General features: G+C 53.9%; 14 protein-coding genes. 1 reads left to right on the forward strand and 13 read right to left on the reverse strand.

What is annotated here, in order from left to right:
* The first annotated feature begins 92 nt into the window (after positions 1-92).
* Positions 93-1,184 carry a redox-regulated ATPase YchF gene (gene ychF, locus AC07WB_RS10960; protein ID WP_097097023.1) on the forward strand — a complete coding sequence of 364 codons (1,092 nt, stop codon included), beginning with the start codon at positions 93-95 and terminating at the stop codon, positions 1,182-1,184.
* A gap of 187 nt (positions 1,185-1,371) precedes the next feature.
* On the opposite strand, the gene AC07WB_RS10965 is transcribed toward ychF, so the two are convergent.
* The 13 genes from AC07WB_RS10965 to AC07WB_RS11025 all read right to left on the reverse strand — a co-directional run bounded on the left by AC07WB_RS10965 (position 1,372) and on the right by AC07WB_RS11025 (position 17,071).
* Positions 1,372-2,688 (reverse strand): VasL domain-containing protein, encoded by a 1,317-nt coding sequence (locus AC07WB_RS10965; RefSeq protein ID WP_494940481.1) that lies wholly within the window; start codon positions 2,686-2,688, stop codon positions 1,372-1,374.
* Between the two features lie 43 nt (positions 2,689-2,731).
* Positions 2,732-3,187 carry a type VI secretion system baseplate subunit TssE gene (gene tssE / locus AC07WB_RS10970; RefSeq protein WP_494940482.1) on the reverse strand — a complete coding sequence of 152 codons (456 nt, stop codon included), beginning with the start codon at positions 3,185-3,187 and terminating at the stop codon, positions 2,732-2,734.
* A complete protein-coding gene (gene tssJ, locus AC07WB_RS10975; RefSeq protein ID WP_494940483.1) occupies positions 3,184-3,726 on the reverse strand; it encodes a type VI secretion system lipoprotein TssJ in 543 nt (180 codons plus the stop codon). Before tssJ ends, tssE begins: the two co-directional genes overlap by 4 nt.
* Positions 3,704-4,777, reverse strand: a complete 1,074-nt coding sequence (gene tssG, locus AC07WB_RS10980; RefSeq protein ID WP_494940484.1) for a type VI secretion system baseplate subunit TssG — start codon at positions 4,775-4,777, stop codon at positions 3,704-3,706. The genes tssJ and tssG overlap by 23 nt, the downstream gene beginning before the upstream one ends.
* On the reverse strand, positions 4,741-6,495 hold the full coding sequence (gene tssF, locus AC07WB_RS10985) for a type VI secretion system baseplate subunit TssF (protein WP_494940485.1): 1,755 nt from the start codon (positions 6,493-6,495) through the stop codon (positions 4,741-4,743). The genes tssG and tssF overlap by 37 nt, the downstream gene beginning before the upstream one ends.
* A gap of 62 nt (positions 6,496-6,557) precedes the next feature.
* Entirely contained in the window at positions 6,558-8,129 is a 1,572-nt protein-coding gene (gene tssA, locus AC07WB_RS10990) for a type VI secretion system protein TssA (RefSeq protein WP_345829387.1), read from the reverse strand.
* The gene (locus AC07WB_RS10995; RefSeq protein ID WP_494940486.1) at positions 8,129-11,536 is read right to left on the reverse strand and encodes an ImcF-related family protein; all 3,408 of its coding nucleotides are present in this window, start codon (positions 11,534-11,536) and stop codon (positions 8,129-8,131) included. The genes tssA and AC07WB_RS10995 overlap by 1 nt, the downstream gene beginning before the upstream one ends.
* Positions 11,529-12,641 (reverse strand): KPHS_23130 family T6SS system protein, encoded by a 1,113-nt coding sequence (locus AC07WB_RS11000; RefSeq protein WP_494940487.1) that lies wholly within the window; start codon positions 12,639-12,641, stop codon positions 11,529-11,531. Before AC07WB_RS11000 ends, AC07WB_RS10995 begins: the two co-directional genes overlap by 8 nt.
* A gap of 2 nt (positions 12,642-12,643) precedes the next feature.
* A complete protein-coding gene (locus AC07WB_RS11005; RefSeq protein WP_097097015.1) occupies positions 12,644-12,901 on the reverse strand; it encodes a PAAR domain-containing protein in 258 nt (85 codons plus the stop codon).
* Between the two features lie 82 nt (positions 12,902-12,983).
* Positions 12,984-13,385: a hypothetical protein gene (locus tag AC07WB_RS11010; RefSeq protein WP_345829381.1), complete on the reverse strand. Its 402-nt coding sequence runs from the start codon at positions 13,383-13,385 to the stop codon at positions 12,984-12,986.
* A complete protein-coding gene (locus AC07WB_RS11015) occupies positions 13,367-14,686 on the reverse strand; it encodes a phosphatase PAP2/dual specificity phosphatase family protein (RefSeq protein WP_494940488.1) in 1,320 nt (439 codons plus the stop codon). The genes AC07WB_RS11010 and AC07WB_RS11015 overlap by 19 nt, the downstream gene beginning before the upstream one ends.
* Positions 14,679-16,442, reverse strand: a complete 1,764-nt coding sequence (locus AC07WB_RS11020) for a bifunctional alpha/beta hydrolase/class I SAM-dependent methyltransferase (RefSeq protein ID WP_494940489.1) — start codon at positions 16,440-16,442, stop codon at positions 14,679-14,681. Before AC07WB_RS11020 ends, AC07WB_RS11015 begins: the two co-directional genes overlap by 8 nt.
* Positions 16,439-17,071, reverse strand: coding sequence for a lysophospholipid acyltransferase family protein (locus AC07WB_RS11025; protein ID WP_494940490.1), 633 nt, complete (start codon positions 17,069-17,071; stop codon positions 16,439-16,441). Before AC07WB_RS11025 ends, AC07WB_RS11020 begins: the two co-directional genes overlap by 4 nt.
* Between the last annotated feature and the right edge of the window lie 2 nt (positions 17,072-17,073).

Below are 17,073 nucleotides of genomic sequence, written 5' to 3' on the forward strand. Positions count from 1 at the left end.
GAGGGCAATTCTGTGTATAATGCGCGAAATTTTTTGAATCTGTCGGCGCTAATGAGCAGCGCTGCGCACTCAGTGATAAAGGTAATCAGACCATGGGATTTAAATGCGGTATTGTGGGCCTGCCGAACGTCGGTAAATCCACCCTGTTCAACGCGCTGACCAAAGCGGGTATCGAAGCAGCCAACTTTCCGTTCTGCACCATCGAGCCAAACACTGGTGTAGTACCAATGCCCGATCTGCGCCTCGATCAGCTGAGCGAAATCGTTAAACCACAGCGTGTGGTGCCAACCACCATGGAATTTGTTGATATCGCCGGTCTGGTAAAGGGCGCATCCAAAGGTGAAGGCTTGGGTAACCAGTTCCTGACTAATATCCGTGAAACTGAAGCTATTGGCCACGTGGTGCGCTGCTTCGAGAACGACAACATCATCCACGTTGCGGGCAAAGTTAACCCGGCGGAAGATATTGACGTGATCAACACCGAGCTGGCGCTGTCGGATCTCGACACCTGCGAACGTGCCATTCAGCGTTGCCAGAAGAAAGCCAAAGGCGGCGACAAAGATGCCAAAGCTGAACTGGCTGCGTTGGAAAAATGCCTGCCGCATCTGTCTGAAGCTGGCATGCTGCGTGCGCTGAAGCTGGATGCAGACGAGAAAGCGGCCATCCGCTACCTGAGTTTCCTGACGTTGAAACCGACCATGTATATCGCTAACGTCAACGAAGACGGTTTCGAAAACAATCCGTACCTCGATCAGGTACGTGCCATTGCCGAAGCCGAAGGTTCTGTCGTCGTTCCGGTGTGTGCTGCCGTTGAGTCTGACATCGCCGAGTTGGAAGATGATGAACGTGACGAGTTTATGGCGGAATTGGGGCTGGAAGAACCGGGTCTGAACCGCGTGATCCGCGCCGGTTATGCGCTGCTGAACCTGCAAACCTATTTCACCGCTGGCGTGAAAGAAGTGCGTGCATGGACCATTCCGGTAGGCGCTACAGCGCCACAGGCGGCCGGTAAAATCCACACCGATTTTGAGAAAGGCTTTATCCGCGCACAGACTATCGCCTTTGAAGACTTTGTGGCTTATAAAGGTGAACAAGGCGCGAAAGAGGCCGGCAAGATGCGTTCCGAAGGTAAAGAGTACATCGTCAAAGATGGCGACGTGATGAACTTCTTATTTAACGTCTAAATAAAATGTATTGTCTCATGAGGTTTTATTAAACCTCATGGCAACGACAGGAAAACATTAAATCCACGCGCTTGCGTGGATTTTTATTTCATAACGCGAAGCAAAAATTGCGCACAGCATGACCGTTGCTGTTATTTAATCCAAGCTAAAATATTACTCGACGTAAATGTCGCATGTTCAGGAAGCATTACTGGTGTTGCGGCAGGGTCAGTAAATGATAAGAGGCAATCAGCTGATTCAGGTGCATCTCCACCTGTTTCACATTACCCTGCGCGGCATCATCATTCTGGTCAATCAACTGTTTTAGCTGACGTAACTGCTCCTCTACTGGCACGGTGTGACTCAGTGCCTGCGAGATACCGTAGACAGCGGTTTTCAGCTCGCTGACGGTCAGATATCTGCCGCCTTTTTCGTCCACCTCATCTAACCGCTGCGCCAGGGCTTTAAGCTGATCCATACCCTGCTGCCAGCCAACCATGTTTTCCGCTGGCAACGAGGCGGCGAGCAGTTGCTGATTCCAGCGCGTTCTCATGGCCGCCGCATCAACGCCATTTGGCAGCAGTTGGTTCGCCTGCAGAACCAGCGCACTGCCGCGCTCTAGCTGCCATGCAGGGGATGCTGCTAAAAGCTCATCCAACTGCTGCTGTGTAAGATTCAGCCAGTCATCGTCGTTGAGCCAGCCGGGCGCACGTTCCTTCAATTTCTGTACAGATGCAGCATCCAGCAACGGAGATAGTGGCGCCACTGATGCTAAAAGCTCACGCTTAAAAGCGGGATCGCGAACGAAATAACATGCGGCAGACAGCGTTGCGACAACCAGCAGCGCTGAGCCGATACCGGCGAAAAAAGCCCGACGACATAATCGACGCCTTTCCGATACCGTGCTCTCGGCCGTTGCCACATAAACCCAGCCCCCCATTGGCACAGCCAACGCCGAATGTTCATGTTGATTTGCTACGGCGCCATTCTGTTGCACCACATCACCACGCTCCAGAGCAGCTACCGCGTTGCGGATACGATCCAATAGCCTATCCAGCTGGCTACTCTGCCGTAGATCCAGACGCTGCAGATGATCACCGGCTGTATTAAGCAAACTGGCAACCTGATTCAGCGCGGTTAAATCATTCAGCGTTAGCGTCTGGCTGCGTAAATATTGCTGCAAGCGCCGACTCAACGATGCCAGTAATTTAATCCGCGTTTGAACTGGCTGCGGCCAAAGTATTGGCCACTGCCGGGTCAGCATTGCCACCAGCACCGCCAGTCCTTCGCGCATGCCATCAATGCCCGCGAGGTGAGCGCGGGAGACGGTATACCAGGAGGCGGTCTGCAACTCCACGCCGTTTTGTTCGAACAGTGTCAAACATAAATCAGAGGCAAGCCGCCAGTTAACGTCAGGTCGTGCTGGATGGGACAACTTCTGCATTTCGTGGCGAAGCGCGGCATATTCTTTGAAACAGCGAGGATCGCCGCCCGTCTTCAGTTGGCGTGATTGAGATGTGTTCATTGCTGAGTTCCGTTACGCCTGAATGGCAGGCGAAAAAATGATTTCAGAGGGGAGTGCGAATATCCAGATACTGCTGTTGTTTCATATGGCGAATCATCACCCGGCCTTCGGGCATAAACTCTGTACCGAAGCGCACCAGGCCAACGTCTTTCAGTTCAGCGTCAATAGCGTAGCGCAGTTCGCCGGGAATCTTTTGTTCAAGTAAAGCTACATCAATACGTTTCAGACGAGGTTCGTATTTCAGCAGCACTGCTGAGAGTGTAAACAGCAACTGATGTGCGGTGCCGGGCATCCCCTGCAGGATACGTGTCATGTCCGGCAGCCCGTAATCAGGAATATGCGATAGCGATCCAGCGCGGGTATTGAGGATGCGCTGCATGTTGTCGAGCACGGACATAATCACCTGATCCCGCTCATTCACCTGATGCAACTCTAGTCCTCCAGCAAAGCCCCCTTTTAGCAACTCATACAGCGAAGGCTGATGGTGACCAGCACTCATGATTTCTTCTCTACAAGGCTCAAGCTGTTGCTGCTTAATTCAATGACGCGCGCCCTGTCCGGATCTAAATCATTACGTTCCAGCACCAGCCGCCAGTTATTTTTGGCCATATCCGGCTGCTGAAACAGCGCAACCACCGCAATAAAGCGACTCTCTTTTTCCATCGGCATATTCAGCGCCACATCCCCACCGGGGGTTATCACCACATCACGATCGGCCAGAAGCTCACCGTTAAGTACGTTCGTCACATCTCCGGTTAGCTGTTGATACACCGCACCGTCAAAAGCTTTACGTTCGCTCAGCTGAAATACGCGCACCATTACCGGCTGGGACAGCGGATTATGCTCGCGACTGTCACTGTTGAGACTTTCGCGGGCAGCAAAATCAAGATGCAGCGTTTTAATCTGCTTGTAAAAAATTGCATCAAATGCTGCCGCACTTCCGTCACTCACCTTCTGCTGCAAACCACAGCCAGAGATCAGTAGTACTGCACTACACACCATCGCGTAACGAGTTTTAATCAAAGTAGTAACTAACACGTTGTTGTTCCTTGTAAATTTCGGCCGGGCTCAAACCTGAATAACTGCCTAGCTCAGTGGTAAACGTTTGGGGGATATCGGGAGGGCAATTCGCTTCTTCAGCACCCAGCACGCCAATCATGCCGAGCCAGAAAGGCGTCTCTCCTAGCGCCGGCGCTGCTAATAAAGGCGTATCCAGCCGTAGCCGGATGCGTGCCCGGTAACGCCAGCCAAGATAAACTCGCAGCAAAGCCAAAAAATCCTGATAAAGCTGGCCGTCTGGAAGCCAGCGTCGTGCTTCATCCGCGCAGGAAGTTTGCAGTTCAATCAGCAACTGGCTATTGGCATCGATTGCTTCATCGCCGAGCGGTGCATTACCATCCAGCACAAAATCACATTCCAGCGGATGAACTACCAACACCGGGCGTAGGCAGTGCGGCCTCACGCTGACCGAGGTTTGTGGTGCCAACAAACGCACCAGCGCGCGAATGCCCTCTTCCGTTCGGCCCGGCTGACGCATCACCCCTAACAGTGCCAGGAAGCGCGAGACAGGCGTTGCGAGGTGTTTTGCGGTTCCTGGAATGCCCAAGCCCACCAGACCAAGTAACGATTGTGATGTCTTATCACTGCCACCCGACTCGAAGGTGGCCGGATAAGAGTATTTGCGCCAGATACGATAAAACTGCGTCAGAATACGATGGTTAAAAATATCCAGAAATCCCTGCAGCGCTTCATGTCCTTCATCGCGCTGCGTGATGTCATCGACATATGCGCCCGGCAGCGGTGAATCGACGCCGTACAATCCGAGAAAAGTGGTGCGCACTACCGGCGGCGCAGCATCATCGCTGTCGCTGTACTCAACCGCTTTCAGCTCGCCAGCCGGAAACCCCATGCCGGGATGCGGCAGCAGCCGCACCGCGTCGTTTTCCGGTTTGTTAGTGCTGCCCAGTGGCGGCTTATCTTTGTGTTGATGCTCTATCAACTGGCAGAAGCGGTAAAAGTTCAGCCGCGTCAGCTCCTGCTCCAGCCGTGGCGTCAGCCGGAGATGCGGCGGTTGTGCTTCTCTTCCCATACGAGGCGCTCTCCGGTTGGCTGCAGGATTAAAATCAGACGGTTAAACAGGTGGATATCGGTATACAGCGCGAAGAAGCGGCTAAGCATCTCGCCAAACAAACAGATATCACCACGGCCGGCAAAGCCGCTGCTGTCGAGGGTGATTTCAATCTGCACGCCGCGCAGCAGATAGCCCTGCTCAAAGTGTTCAGTCTCTTTGTGGCAAACGTGCAGAATCGCCTCCAGACGACGGCGGTTCATTTCGCTGTGCGTCCAGTCATACAGCGCCAGCGTGCCGCGCAGCACCTCGGCGTTATCCATCATCCACAGGAAGCTGGAACCGAGATGGCTCAGCACACGCCAGTGAAAGCGGTCACGATTGGGCGGATAGCATGGCAGCGTCGGCGCGCACAGGTTGCGCACCTGCATCGCCACGTCGGTGCTGCTCACCGCGGTATCCAGCAGCGTGCTCTGCAGCGCGCGACGCGGCAGCTGGCCGTTGGTACCGGTGACGCTTACCGACAGGCTTTCGTTCTCCGGCAGGCTGTGATTATCAAAGGCTTCGCCGCCGAGGATCATCCAGGTTTCGTGCAGCCCGGAAGGCCCGCGCCGCACGCGCGTGTGATAGTAATGTTCCGGCGCTTCATGACGCAGCATCCCGCCTTTGTGGCGGAAGCTGCTGAAGGGCACATATGGCAGACCTTTCGATGAAATCACTGAATCTACCGAGTAAATTTCGGTATGTCCGTCCTGCACGCGCATCGGTCGCAGCATATATTCGGTCTGTAATCCGTTGATCATCAAAGGATCGGACTCCATCGCGAACAGGTTGATGACCGGCACGGCGTTGAGGCGCAGATGCTTTTCGCTGAACTGGAAATCATGCTCCCAGCGCTGGGCCAGCACCACGTCGAGTTCAAACCACGGCAGCGATGCGGGCAGCGCCACCTGCTCCAGCCCGCGCAGATTCACCGCCATGAATTTTTCGCGGAAGGTAAAGTATTCCAGCAATAGCTGATAACCACTGAAGCTGCCCTCATCGCCCGGCCACAGCCGATCTTTCTCGCTGAAACCCTGCGCGCTGAAGTGGCCGTCAAAGCGGCGGCTGTCGGTTTCGCCTGGCAAACGCAGTGTAATGCTGGCGGCGTTAAGCGTTAATGCTTCGTGCAGCGCGCAGGCCAGCGGCGCATCGGCATTGAGATAGAGCGGAATGTGGCTGACATCAATGCGACTCCAGTCGGCCAGTGCCCCACCGTTAAAGCGCAGGCGGATCACCGAGCGTCCGGCGGCATCGGTTGACAGCTTTGCCGATTCCAGCGCCAGCGGCAGCACCTGCACGGCGCGCGTGGTGGTGTAACGGCAGCGTGTGCCTTTTTCACCGACCGGCCGAGAGATCACTTCAAAGCCACGCGCGAGGCGCATCGGCTCCTTCATCTCGCGCCAGTCGGGCGTGAACTCCACCACCGACATCGACGGGATAGTGCGCAGATAGTGCGGCCACAGCAGGCTCACCAGCCCTTCGGTGAGTTCCGGCAGGTCATCGTCGAGCTTTTCCCGCAGCCGGCCGACCATAAAGGCAAAGCCTTCGAACAATCGTTCAACGTAGGGATCGCGGGCACCGGCTTTATCGAGATTGAGCATCGCCGCCTGTTCAGGGTGGGCGCGGGCGAACTCTTCGCCCGCTTCCTGCAGGTAGCGCATTTCAGCGTCGTAATAACGCAGGGTTAAATCGTCCATGGTATTCACTAAGTAATGTGCCGCCGGAGAGAATCAGGCGACAGGAAGTTGAAAAGCAGAAGTCAGCTGCAGAGGATTGCGGCCCTGAGCGGGTCAAGCGTGATAAGGCCGGACAACAGCGCGTCCATTTCCGGCTGAATGCGCGTGCGTTCACTTTCACTACGCGCAGCCCTGGCACGCAGCAGCTTCAGCCGCCGGGCGCGCACTTCGAATAATAAGGTTGGTTCCCACTGCGCAAGCGTCAGTGTGCCGGCATGCTGGTTAAGTTCATCCAGCAGATGCAGTGCCATTTCGCTCTTACCAAACTGCTCGCATACTCGCGCCATTAGCAGGCGCAGCAGCCACTGATCTTTCGTATTGCTGGAGCCTGGACGCATCTGCAGCCAGGCAAGCGCAGCTTCGACGCTCTCTGTTTCCGCTTTTTCCACCGCTTCACTTTCCAGTGACAGAATGTCGTTGTCCGGCCCGGCAAACGGCGTATCACTGTCCGTTAAGCGTATATCGCCCATCACTTTCTGCGCGATCCAGCTGCGGGTCACCTCATCGGCAAACGGCGTGCCGTCTGAATAGCAGAGCGTTTCCAGTCCCGGCAACCTTGACAGTAGCCCATGCAAATCCTGCTGCACAATGTTCGCCAGCGCCGCGCCCTTGTCCTGACGATTCAGCGCTTCACAGGCGTACCACTGCAGATCGAACCACACGTGATTGATGGCCTGCGCAAACAGCGAGTCGGTCAGTTCCAGCAGCTCCGTCCAGCTTTGCTGCAGATACAGGCGCTTGAGGTGTGCACGATGATCGGGTTTCGGCGGTGGCAAACGCGTATTGCCGCCGGGTCCGAGCGCGGGAAGATTGAGGATGGTATCCCAGCGCACGCTTTTCATCAGATGGTGCGCGGAAAGCCAGCCGCCGGGCTGCTCGCGCAGGTAGTTTGCCAGCACTTTTGCCTGCGCCTTCAGCGTTTCGCCGGAGTTGACCGGCGCGAGTGCGGCAAGGGCTGAATCATCTACGTCCGCATGCGTCGGGCTGTTAAGTGGCACCATGGCGCTGGCTCCGCCGTTCTGCGCCAGTCGCAGCTCCAGCGCACGCAACAGCGGCTGAAGTCCGTTACGCTCATCTTCACTGAGCGCATCTTCAATCAGCAGCAGTGCGCCGCTGATACGACAAACCCGCGCGATATCGGCTTCCGGCCACAGCGTCAGGCTGTCGAGCATTCTGGCGCTGCCGAGCCAGGCCAGCGCGCCCTGGCGACTGCGGCTGCGCTGCGGATGCAGCTTTCCACCAAACTGATGCAGCGCGGCTGCCAGCAGTTCCAGTCCTTCCGCCAGCCCCTGCTCGCCGTCCTGATGCAGGCGCGCCCACGCGTAAAAAGTGATCACCCGGATATCCTTGCTCACGGTTGTCAGCAGCGATTCCGACAGGCGGGCGATGGCGTCAGTATCAAACCCGGAAAGCTTATTCACCTCTTCGCGGATCTGCATAAACTGATCGTCGTAAGCCGGATCGTCTCCGGCGGGCAACGCTTGACTGATCGGTTCCAGCCAGCGCGCCCAGTCGCTGCAGTGTTGCCGCGCCTGGCTTCTCAATGTGGATTCATCCACGCTGCAGGCGCGAACAAGTTCTATCATCGCGGTCATTATTCTGCTCCGTCCATATTGGTGATGAAGTCATCCGTGCTTGTTTCACGCGGGGCCATTGCCTCGGAGGCACTGGCCGCATCCACGCTGAAAATTTCCGTCGGCAGCGTAAAACCCCGCAGGCGCAGCAGCGCCAGCGGACCGTCGCGCATCTGGGTGCGTAGCACCCACGTCAGCGTGCGCTTATCCGGCGTGGTGAAACTCAGCAGCCAGCGGCTGCGATCGAGGCGCTCACGTTTCCCCTCCTCCAGCCAGCGGATAAAGCCCCAGGTGCCGGGATAATCGCCGTATATCTGCGCGCTGCTTTTCACGCCGCTCCAGGTCAGTAGCGTGCCCGGCTTCAGGCTGTCGCCCGGCCAGCGCATCGCCTGCCAGGTCGCCATCTGATTGAAATACCGCAGCGGCTGACCATCAAGCATCAGCTGGGTTTCAATCACCTCTGGCGCGGCGCGGCCCTGCAATTCAAAGCTGATGCCCTGCGTGCCGTCGGTAAACAGAATATCGGAGAGCTCGCGCAGCTGGTTAACCGCCTTGAGGAAGGCAGGATTGAAGGTTAATCCCTGGCTGTGAGCCGCATTCGGCACCCAGCTGCTGCCCTCTTTTTGCAACACGCCACCTAGACGGCTGCTGAGAAAGCTGTCGATACGTCCGGCATCGCGGCGGATAAACTCCGCCAGCATCGGCAGCGACGCGTCGCTTTGCCCGGCGGCAAATGGATAGCGCCCGTCGAACGCAGTGCGCCAGTTTTCCACGATGGAGCGCTGCCACTGCGCATTCAGGCTCACCGCCGATGGCTGCAGGATGGTTTCCCACGCCTGCGTCAGCGGCTGGACGAACATCGTCTGGCCAAAGCCGCTCCACTCTTCGCCGAGGCTGGCCGCCATCAGGCTGCCGTATTGCTGCGTATCAGTAAGGTCAACGCTCTTGCCCTGGAAAACCGTCTGCGCCAGGGTTTGCAGCATCTCCTGCGGATCCGGTGCGGCGGCGACCTGCTGCAGACGCAGGCGCACGCGGGTGATGCGGGTTAGATAGGTTTGCAGCGTCAGGCTGCTGTCGGCGGCCATCAGCTGAGAGCCGCTGTTTTTGCCGGTCAGCGCCAGCAGCGGGCCGAAGGTCACATCCAGCGGACCTTCGGGGCCGGTGGCTTTCTGGCTGATAACCGGCTTGTCTTTCTGGCCGATCAGGTCTTTGGCTGAATTGATCAGCGTGTCGGACAGCGCCTCGCGCTGCTGGCCGGTCCGGCCCTGCCACGCCAGCGTGTTCATTAACGCAATCAGCGGTGACTGACGCACGTCGCTCATTAGCGTCAGCTGGTCCGTGACGTCGGCAATATTCTGCGCAGGGTTAAGCCGGATGCCATTGAGGAAGTTGAGCCAGCTGGCGGCAAAGTCACTGAAATAGCGTTGGGTTAACCGGGCCTTCAGTGCTTCCGGGGAAATCTCCTGCGGCACGGCGCTGCGAGTGTCGCTGAGCACCCAGTCGATTTCATCGCGCCGGGTGTTGGCCGCTTTCTCAATCTCCTGGCGCACGCCGCCTTCCCACGCCTGGCGCGTAAACACGCCCGGAATTTTGTCGTCACTGCTGAACAGCCGGTGCATATCGGTGCCCGGCGTCATATCTTCCAGCGTCAGATCGGTGTAGTTGCGGCGCACGTCGCGCAGGACGTTTTGATATAGCGTCATCTCGGCGTTGCGCTGGCCGGTCTGCAGCAGCAGCACCTGGCGTACCTGACTCAGCAGCGACGCATTGGGTTTGATGCGCCAACCCGGCTGCGACGGCAACGACGCGGCATAGAATGCCCACAAATCCGGGGCCAGCGTCTGCCACAACGACGTTGAAATGCCGGGATATTCCGGCTGAACGGTCGCCATGGTCTGCGCATAAAATGCCGGTTCAGCGCGCTCCGGGCGCGCCATCATCAGCCAGGCCTTTAACTGCTTATAACCCGGCTGCGCCAGCGTGGCGCGCTGCGGGCTGGCGGCAGGCAGGCCGGCCAGATAAGTCAGCCTCTCTTCAAGCGCGATGCGCGCCGGTTCATGGATCAGCCGCTGCGCTGCGACGCCGTACCACGGCAACATCGCATCATGCAGCTGCTGCGTATGGTTAATGCCGAAGCGCTGATACCAGGGCGCGCCGTGCTGTAGCCAGTGCTGCTGCTGCCCGAGATCGTTACGCAGGCCATGCAGCGCAATCAGCTGCGCATCATCAACCTTGGTTGAATTCACCAGTACCTCAGCTTTATCCGCCGCGCTGACAATCTCATGACGGTTTAACAATGAGGAGGCCAGCATGCCTGCGCCGCCGAGCAGCATCAGGCTCATCAGCGACCAGGCCAGCGTCTGTTCCCACGGCAGCCCGATGCGACAGCCTCTGGCGCGGTCTGACGCGATTCCCTGCCAGAGCGCACTGTCGGATAATGCCTGAGGATGCACGCTGTCCAGCGCAGGCTTTGCTTCCGGCAGGCTGAACATCAGACCACGCAGTAAACTGCGACGCGCCGGGTCCAGCCACGGCGCTAAGCGCTGCTGCCAGGCCTGACTTTCACCGCTGGCAAGCTGCTGCGACAGACGCAGCAGCCAGTCGTGGCTGATGTTGTGAGCGACCTGCGCCAGACCGCGTTCACGTAACGGAGTAACCAGGCTTTCCAGCTGTTTAGCTATATCTTCCGGCTGCGCTTTCGCCGGAAACACTGCGCCTACCGCGTTGTTTTCACGCTCTGACTGCGGCCAGTCACTATGACCGAGCTGCCAGATCCACACCGGCGCACGCCAGCGCAGCGCGGTGGCAATCTTCTCTAGCGAGCGCATCGCTGCATCGCTTTTTTGTGGTGTGAGAGCGGTATCGGAACCGTACACCAGAACAATGCCGTCCAATGGGCGACTGCGGCGCAGCTTGCGCAGGAGTTGAACCGTGGTTGTGTTCAGTTCAGCACCAAGGCTGGCGCCATAAATCAGTACTACGCCAGCGCCTTCCAGCCACTGCTGATGAATGAGTCCCGGAATGAGGGCTTCAACAGCGGCCTCATCGCCGGTGATTAGTAACATGCGTACTTTCCGCCGCCATAACCAGCCGTAACGTGCCTTAAGATGCTGACACAGTTCCAACAGCGTGCTCTGCGTGCTGCTATCGGTTGTGCTTTTTGGGGATGCAAAGGGTTGCAACGTAACAGATCGTTTTATCCATAACCGCCAGCACATCACCACGATGACGGCCAGGCTGCCTGTGATTATCCAGACAAGAAAACTGATCAATAGCATTGGGCGCAGCCGTTCCCACTCGGTGGTCAGTTGTAAAGAGAGCCACCACCAGAGTCCGCTACCGACAATGTCGAATAAAGTTACGAAAATAAAAAAAAGGGCTGCGGTTGCCAACGGCGAGGTGACTGAAGGCTTTTGATCCTTATCCATAAGTTTTAACAATTCCCGTGGTGTAACCAGCGGTCAGATCGCGTGCAATCCAGGCGCTGGGCTTTCCTTGTTGTTGCGTATTGAGTGCGGCGAGTGACATGAGAATTAACGCTGCCATATTTCCCGTTATTCCCCAGTTAGCGTCCTGCACATGATGTGTCAGATTCCAGCCATTGAGGTAAGGAAGCTCATCCTCAGGAAGCGTGAAAAGCAGACAGGCGTCAGGTGGCTCGCTTATCTCGCTCTGTTCAAGCGCGCGTTGACAGGCATTGGCCAGCGTGGATGAATCGCAAATTTCACCACGATTTAACTGCACCACGCCCTCCCGCCCCACCAACCACAGCACAGCCGCTTCTCCGGCGGGCAGATCTTTGCTTATTGCGGGTTGTGATGCACAACCCGCAATAAGAATGGTTTGATCCACCGTTGCATTGTTTATCTTCTCGATGACCGTTGCTAACGAGGCTTCCCCCAACCAGTTCTCTGGCTGTTCGGGCAGTAATAGCTGAGGAAACGTAACAGATGCTTGCTGCGTAAATGCTTGCCAGGCTCCAGGCGATCCCAGCCAGTAAAAAAGTCTGGGAGGTAATGCCAGTGCATCAGGCCGCTGTTTTCGCCACTGCAGCACCAATAAACTCGCTAACTGGGCTTCACGTGTGCCTGAGTCTTTAGTAACGATCTGCGGCAATCGCAGTGCTCGACCAGTCGATTCCGTCACTGGTTGCGGTGAACGATGTTCACGCAGCAGCAGCCGGGACCAATGCTGCGGCTCAGTCCCTGAAGGGCCGAGCAACACAATATCGTGTAGCCCAATCACTTGCCGATGCTGCTGCCACCAGAGCTGTTGCTCATACTCGACCAATTGCTGGTAAAAACGGCCGTTATGCATGGCACAGCGGTAACACAAAATGCGTGCTAGCCACGTTAGAAAAAGCAACGCTGCGATCACCGTCGATACTGCCAGGGTATTAACACCACGCTGTTCAACGGGTGTGAGTAAAGCCATAAAGGCAGAGCTGAACGATATCAACGCCACCCCAACAATTAACCAGCGCTTATTATTGGGGGAACTGGCTGGCGAGCATGGCGGAAAACTGGGTGGCATCCTCACGATGCGATACCGCAATCAGGAAATGAGCTGACCAGCGTGCAGCCGCAGGCGCATTTATGCCCATGTAATGCGGCAGGTTGACCATCGAATCGGGTTAACGAACTGCCTTCCGCGATGGTCGTCATACCGTGTTTATTGCACTTCACCGGATCGCCTTTAACAGCAAAACCTTTGCCGAAGCAGTTGTAATGCCCGGCCAATACCTTGCCGCCATACTCGCGTAAGGTATCGCCTTCACGAATAACATTTGTCATGATGTTTTCCTTAACATTAAGGCAAATTTAATTAGCAGGGCAATTCAGAGTTGGAATGACGTAATCTACATCATTAATAAACTTACTCTGCTAATGTCCAAAAAAGATAAATAACTGAAAAAAGAGAAACCAACCAAAGAGCTATAAGCGCGTATATCGCCCGATAAAATAATCCTCGCGCCCCTGCCCAACGCTCATTCAGGCTGCGGGTCGTTAAATCTTTTCCTGCCCATAAGTTCGACATTCCCGCATCAAATAAAACAAGATCGCTTTCGCTATCCAGCAATGTAAAAAGCCGCTCGTCCAGCCATAAACGCCAGCAAAAGTAATGCGTTGTTAAAAACAGGATTAACAACAATAAACTTTGCAACGAATATAATAGGTTAAAAGCCAATACCAGTGGAGGGAGAGTTAACAGTGCAAAATAACGCCAACTAGATAAATGAATTTGCACAATTCGATTAGTTAGCCCGATGTTTTGCATTGAATTTCCTGAAAATGTTCCAGCAGTTGAATATGATCAGATGTCAATACCACCTGCGGACGCTGTTTTTTTATATGATCGATGGCTTGAGCAACGGAACTAACATGTCGTTCTGCTACTAACCAGGCAGCCATAACCGTTGCACTCCGCGATAAACCCAATGCGCAGCAAACGAGAACTGTGCGGTGTTTTTTCTTTAGCTCAGTGAGTTTGGCGACAGCATGGCTGATATTGCTAATATCCGGCACTGTTAAGTCCATCAATGGATGTGCGAACCATGCACGCCGCATACCAGAACTACGATGAAACTCAGCCGTAAGATCAAGCACCGCTTCTTGCTTTGGCGTTTTATCAGGAAAACCACCCAGAGATATACCATCATAAATCAATGATGTTTTGGCTAGTGAATGAGAGAACCACTGTTTTGAAAACCAGGCTCCGATTAAATAAGGGTAAAGTATGAATCGCGCTGAGAGAGACAAATATCCTCCACTACTTTTTTGGAATACACTGATGCCAAGCCCTGCGTAGCCAGACGCGACAATAAATAAAGCAACAGCAGGCCAAAATAGAAAATAGCTGTATGGAATCAGTATCCCTGCCATTAAACAGATTAAGCTACTAAGGAAATATTTGGCAGCCAGACACAATTCATGTGACGAGGGCACCTTCCATCGCCATCGATCTTTTATTGGAATTACATAGCTAATTGCCATTGCCACAATAAAGCCACTGAACACATCAATAAAATGATGCTGCCAGGTTGTCAACACTGAAAGCGCAATAAGCAAAAACCATGCGCCATTAACCAGTCTGGCACTACGGGTTAAATGCTGGCGAAAACGTAACCACAGCAGCCAGGTGAGGATAATATGCAACGAAGGAGCCTGATTAAAAGGCAAATCAAACAGTTCAAGCTGATAAAATAACCAACCAAACATGCCCTGTGTGTCTGGTCGAATAAAGGTAAATTTTAGTGGGAAAAGTAGAAACCCAACACAAGCAATAAAGGATGCAGCAAGCAACCGACAGCCGTGACGGGTCAGCTCTTGTTTTGATGTGCAGATGAAGAGCGAAATGCCATACAGCAGGTCAATGCTCCAGTAAGGCACTATGGTCCACGGCATAAAGGGAATGGCGCGTTCCCAATTGAACACAATGCTGCCAATATCACTCCTTGTCGCCGTGTACAGATTTACTTGCCCGTAGCTGAGGAAGAAAAACGGTCCTAATAACAGCAACCAACATAGCCCCTGTTTCCAGAGGCCATATTTTTTCTGCATGGGAGTTAACTCAGACATGCTGCTTTCTCACTGCCAGCGATACGGTAAAGATGCCAAATTCATCAATTACCTGATGGCATTTCTCGAAACCAGCCTGCTCCACCAACGCATCCATCTCTTTCTGACTACGTACACGCATCATCCACGGGATGCCATTCTGGTGGCTGGTTAAGGTATAAGCGATGGTTTTTAACTGCGGGTGCCAGGGTTGCCCGGTGTAAACCAAAGCACCTCCCGGAGGTATGGCAGCAGCAAGACCCGCTAGCGAGGTTTTTATTAAGTCGTTATCTGGGAACAGTTCATACAAGCCAGAAACAATGCCCAATGTTGGCGCTGGATTGAGAGAGGCAAGAGAATCATAGTCAAATGCGTTGCCTTTTTTGAACTGAGCAATGTGGCTCAACCCGCGCTGCTCAATCATAGATCGGCCTTTTTCCACATTCAAATCGCTGTAATCCCGCAGCAAAATGCTTTCAATGCCCTGCTGTTGTTCTAGCGCATCCAACACGTAGCGACCATGTCCGGCAGCGATATCCACTACTCGCACTGGCATATTGTTGGCCCGGAGCTGCGCAACAGCCTGCTCAATCATCTGCTGGATGTTCACTTTCCGCACGCGGATGCCACGCCAGCCAACACTGTTGAGATAGTTACGGTCGATGATGCGACCAAGAATGCCAAAACCTTCAGCCTGATTGCGGTAAACGTAATCCAGCGTACTACCTGAATCGAAGCCGGTTTCATAACCCAGACGCATGCCTTTAGATTGCCTGCCAATGGTTTTCATGCCAAAACTCAAAGCCGAATAACACATCCCTTCCAGGAATCGGGATTTCAGTGGCACCTGCAATTCACGATATGCATCTGCACTTGGACTCCAGCGATCTTCATTGCTGTAGTCGAATGCATAAGGCGGAGCTTCATAAAGTCGGTCAATAAAACTTTTCATTTTATCGAACGCGAGAGAACGATTTTTCTCACCCAACGTATCGTGATAAAAACCGGGTAAAATATGCTGCTCTTTTATTGCGCTACGGATACCGGCATAAAACTGTTTTTGCGGTTTCGCATGCACCACAAAATCATCACCTGAAATAAGTAATTGCGTAGGCAGAGTGATAGCTGAAGAATCAGCAACAATGCGCTCCGCCGTTTTGTAGAGATCTAGCAAGATATTAGCGGCTATTTGTCGCGTGATTAATTTGTCCTGCTCAAAACTCGCGATACGTTCAGGATCGTGGGTCAGAAACTTACCTTTCACGTAAGAGTTAACGTAGAACAAGCCACGCATACGCTGCATTAATCTCAGACCGACACGAGCAAACGGCACATATAATTTGACCTTAAATGCCGGAGATGCCAGTACCATGCCACGTATTTTTGGCGCGTAATCATGAACCCAAGTTGATATCAATACTGCACCAACGCTTTGTGCAATCACGACAATATCCTCAAGCTTAACCTGCGCATCCTGTGCGACAAAACGTACAAACTCATCAACATCTAATACTGAACGAGCCAGGCTTGGGCTATAACCGCGTTCGCCGGGTGACTTGCCGTGACCGCGTGCGTCCCAGGCATAAAATCGCGTATCGGGCATCATCAATTCATCCACAATATGTTGCAGGCGTCCAGAGTGTTCATGCCCACGGTGAAACAGCACAATTACTTTATTGCTATTCACTTCCGTGGCTGGCCAGTGGCGAAAAAATAACGATGTTTCATCGCTGGCTAAGAATGTACCTTCCTGAAATAAACGCGCTTCCTTACTCATGATGCTTTCCTTGTGGCTAGTTGCTCTAAAGCGACAAAGCGATTTAAGAGTGATGTTTTAAAAATGATTTTATCCGCGTCATAATCGATTGGACTATCAATAAAGATGTCGATAAAAAAAGGGACGGGGATTTTCTGACCTTTCCCCATCGCACGATCCAGACCGTGCATGTAAACAGGAATAATAGGTACATCGGGGCACTGCTGACTTAAATGCCAGATACCCGATTTAATCTCCGAGATTTTTCCCGGCTCTCCGCGCGTGCCTTCTGGGAAAATAATGACGATTTTATTCTTTGCTAATGCATCAATACAGGCTTGTAACGGATTAGCTAAATGGGCGCCGCGATAAACCGGAATAATGCCAATGACTTTCAGCGCGAACCAGCCAATGACTTTGTTCTTTAGAAAATAATCAGCCGCGGCAACTGGCTGAACGTTGACCAGTGTCTTTAGTGGGAACAAGGTAAACAGTGTCAATACATCCAGATGGCTATTATGGTTTGCCACAATAATCGCCGGCCCCTCTACCGGTAATTTCTTGCGATCGCTAACACGCACACCCAACCAAATCCAGATGACGGGATAAGCGATACATAGCGTAAATATCCAGCGTAAATACCGATTCATCT

It is taken from the genome of Pantoea sp. GW821-FHT03E06, from assembly GCF_059420725.1.

Excerpts from the sequence above, each read along its gene's own strand:
- tssF (WP_494940485.1), bottom strand. The coding sequence starts at position 6,495 with ATGGACGATTTAACCCTGCGTTATTACGACGCTGAAATGCGCTACCTG.
- AC07WB_RS11020 (WP_494940489.1), bottom strand. The coding sequence starts at position 16,442 with ATGAGTAAGGAAGCGCGTTTATTTCAGGAAGGTACATTCTTAGCCAGC.
- AC07WB_RS11000 (WP_494940487.1), bottom strand. The coding sequence starts at position 12,641 with ATGCCACCCAGTTTTCCGCCATGCTCGCCAGCCAGTTCCCCCAATAAT.
- AC07WB_RS11010 (WP_345829381.1), bottom strand. The coding sequence starts at position 13,385 with ATGCAAAACATCGGGCTAACTAATCGAATTGTGCAAATTCATTTATCT.
- ychF (WP_097097023.1), top strand. The coding sequence starts at position 93 with ATGGGATTTAAATGCGGTATTGTGGGCCTGCCGAACGTCGGTAAATCC.
- AC07WB_RS10995 (WP_494940486.1), bottom strand. The coding sequence starts at position 11,536 with ATGGATAAGGATCAAAAGCCTTCAGTCACCTCGCCGTTGGCAACCGCA.
- tssG (WP_494940484.1), bottom strand. The coding sequence starts at position 4,777 with ATGGGAAGAGAAGCACAACCGCCGCATCTCCGGCTGACGCCACGGCTG.
- AC07WB_RS11005 (WP_097097015.1), bottom strand. The coding sequence starts at position 12,901 with ATGACAAATGTTATTCGTGAAGGCGATACCTTACGCGAGTATGGCGGC.
- tssE (WP_494940482.1), bottom strand. The coding sequence starts at position 3,187 with ATGAGTGCTGGTCACCATCAGCCTTCGCTGTATGAGTTGCTAAAAGGG.
- AC07WB_RS10965 (WP_494940481.1), bottom strand. The coding sequence starts at position 2,688 with ATGAACACATCTCAATCACGCCAACTGAAGACGGGCGGCGATCCTCGC.
- AC07WB_RS11025 (WP_494940490.1), bottom strand. The coding sequence starts at position 17,071 with ATGAATCGGTATTTACGCTGGATATTTACGCTATGTATCGCTTATCCC.
- AC07WB_RS11015 (WP_494940488.1), bottom strand. The coding sequence starts at position 14,686 with ATGTCTGAGTTAACTCCCATGCAGAAAAAATATGGCCTCTGGAAACAG.
- tssA (WP_345829387.1), bottom strand. The coding sequence starts at position 8,129 with ATGACCGCGATGATAGAACTTGTTCGCGCCTGCAGCGTGGATGAATCC.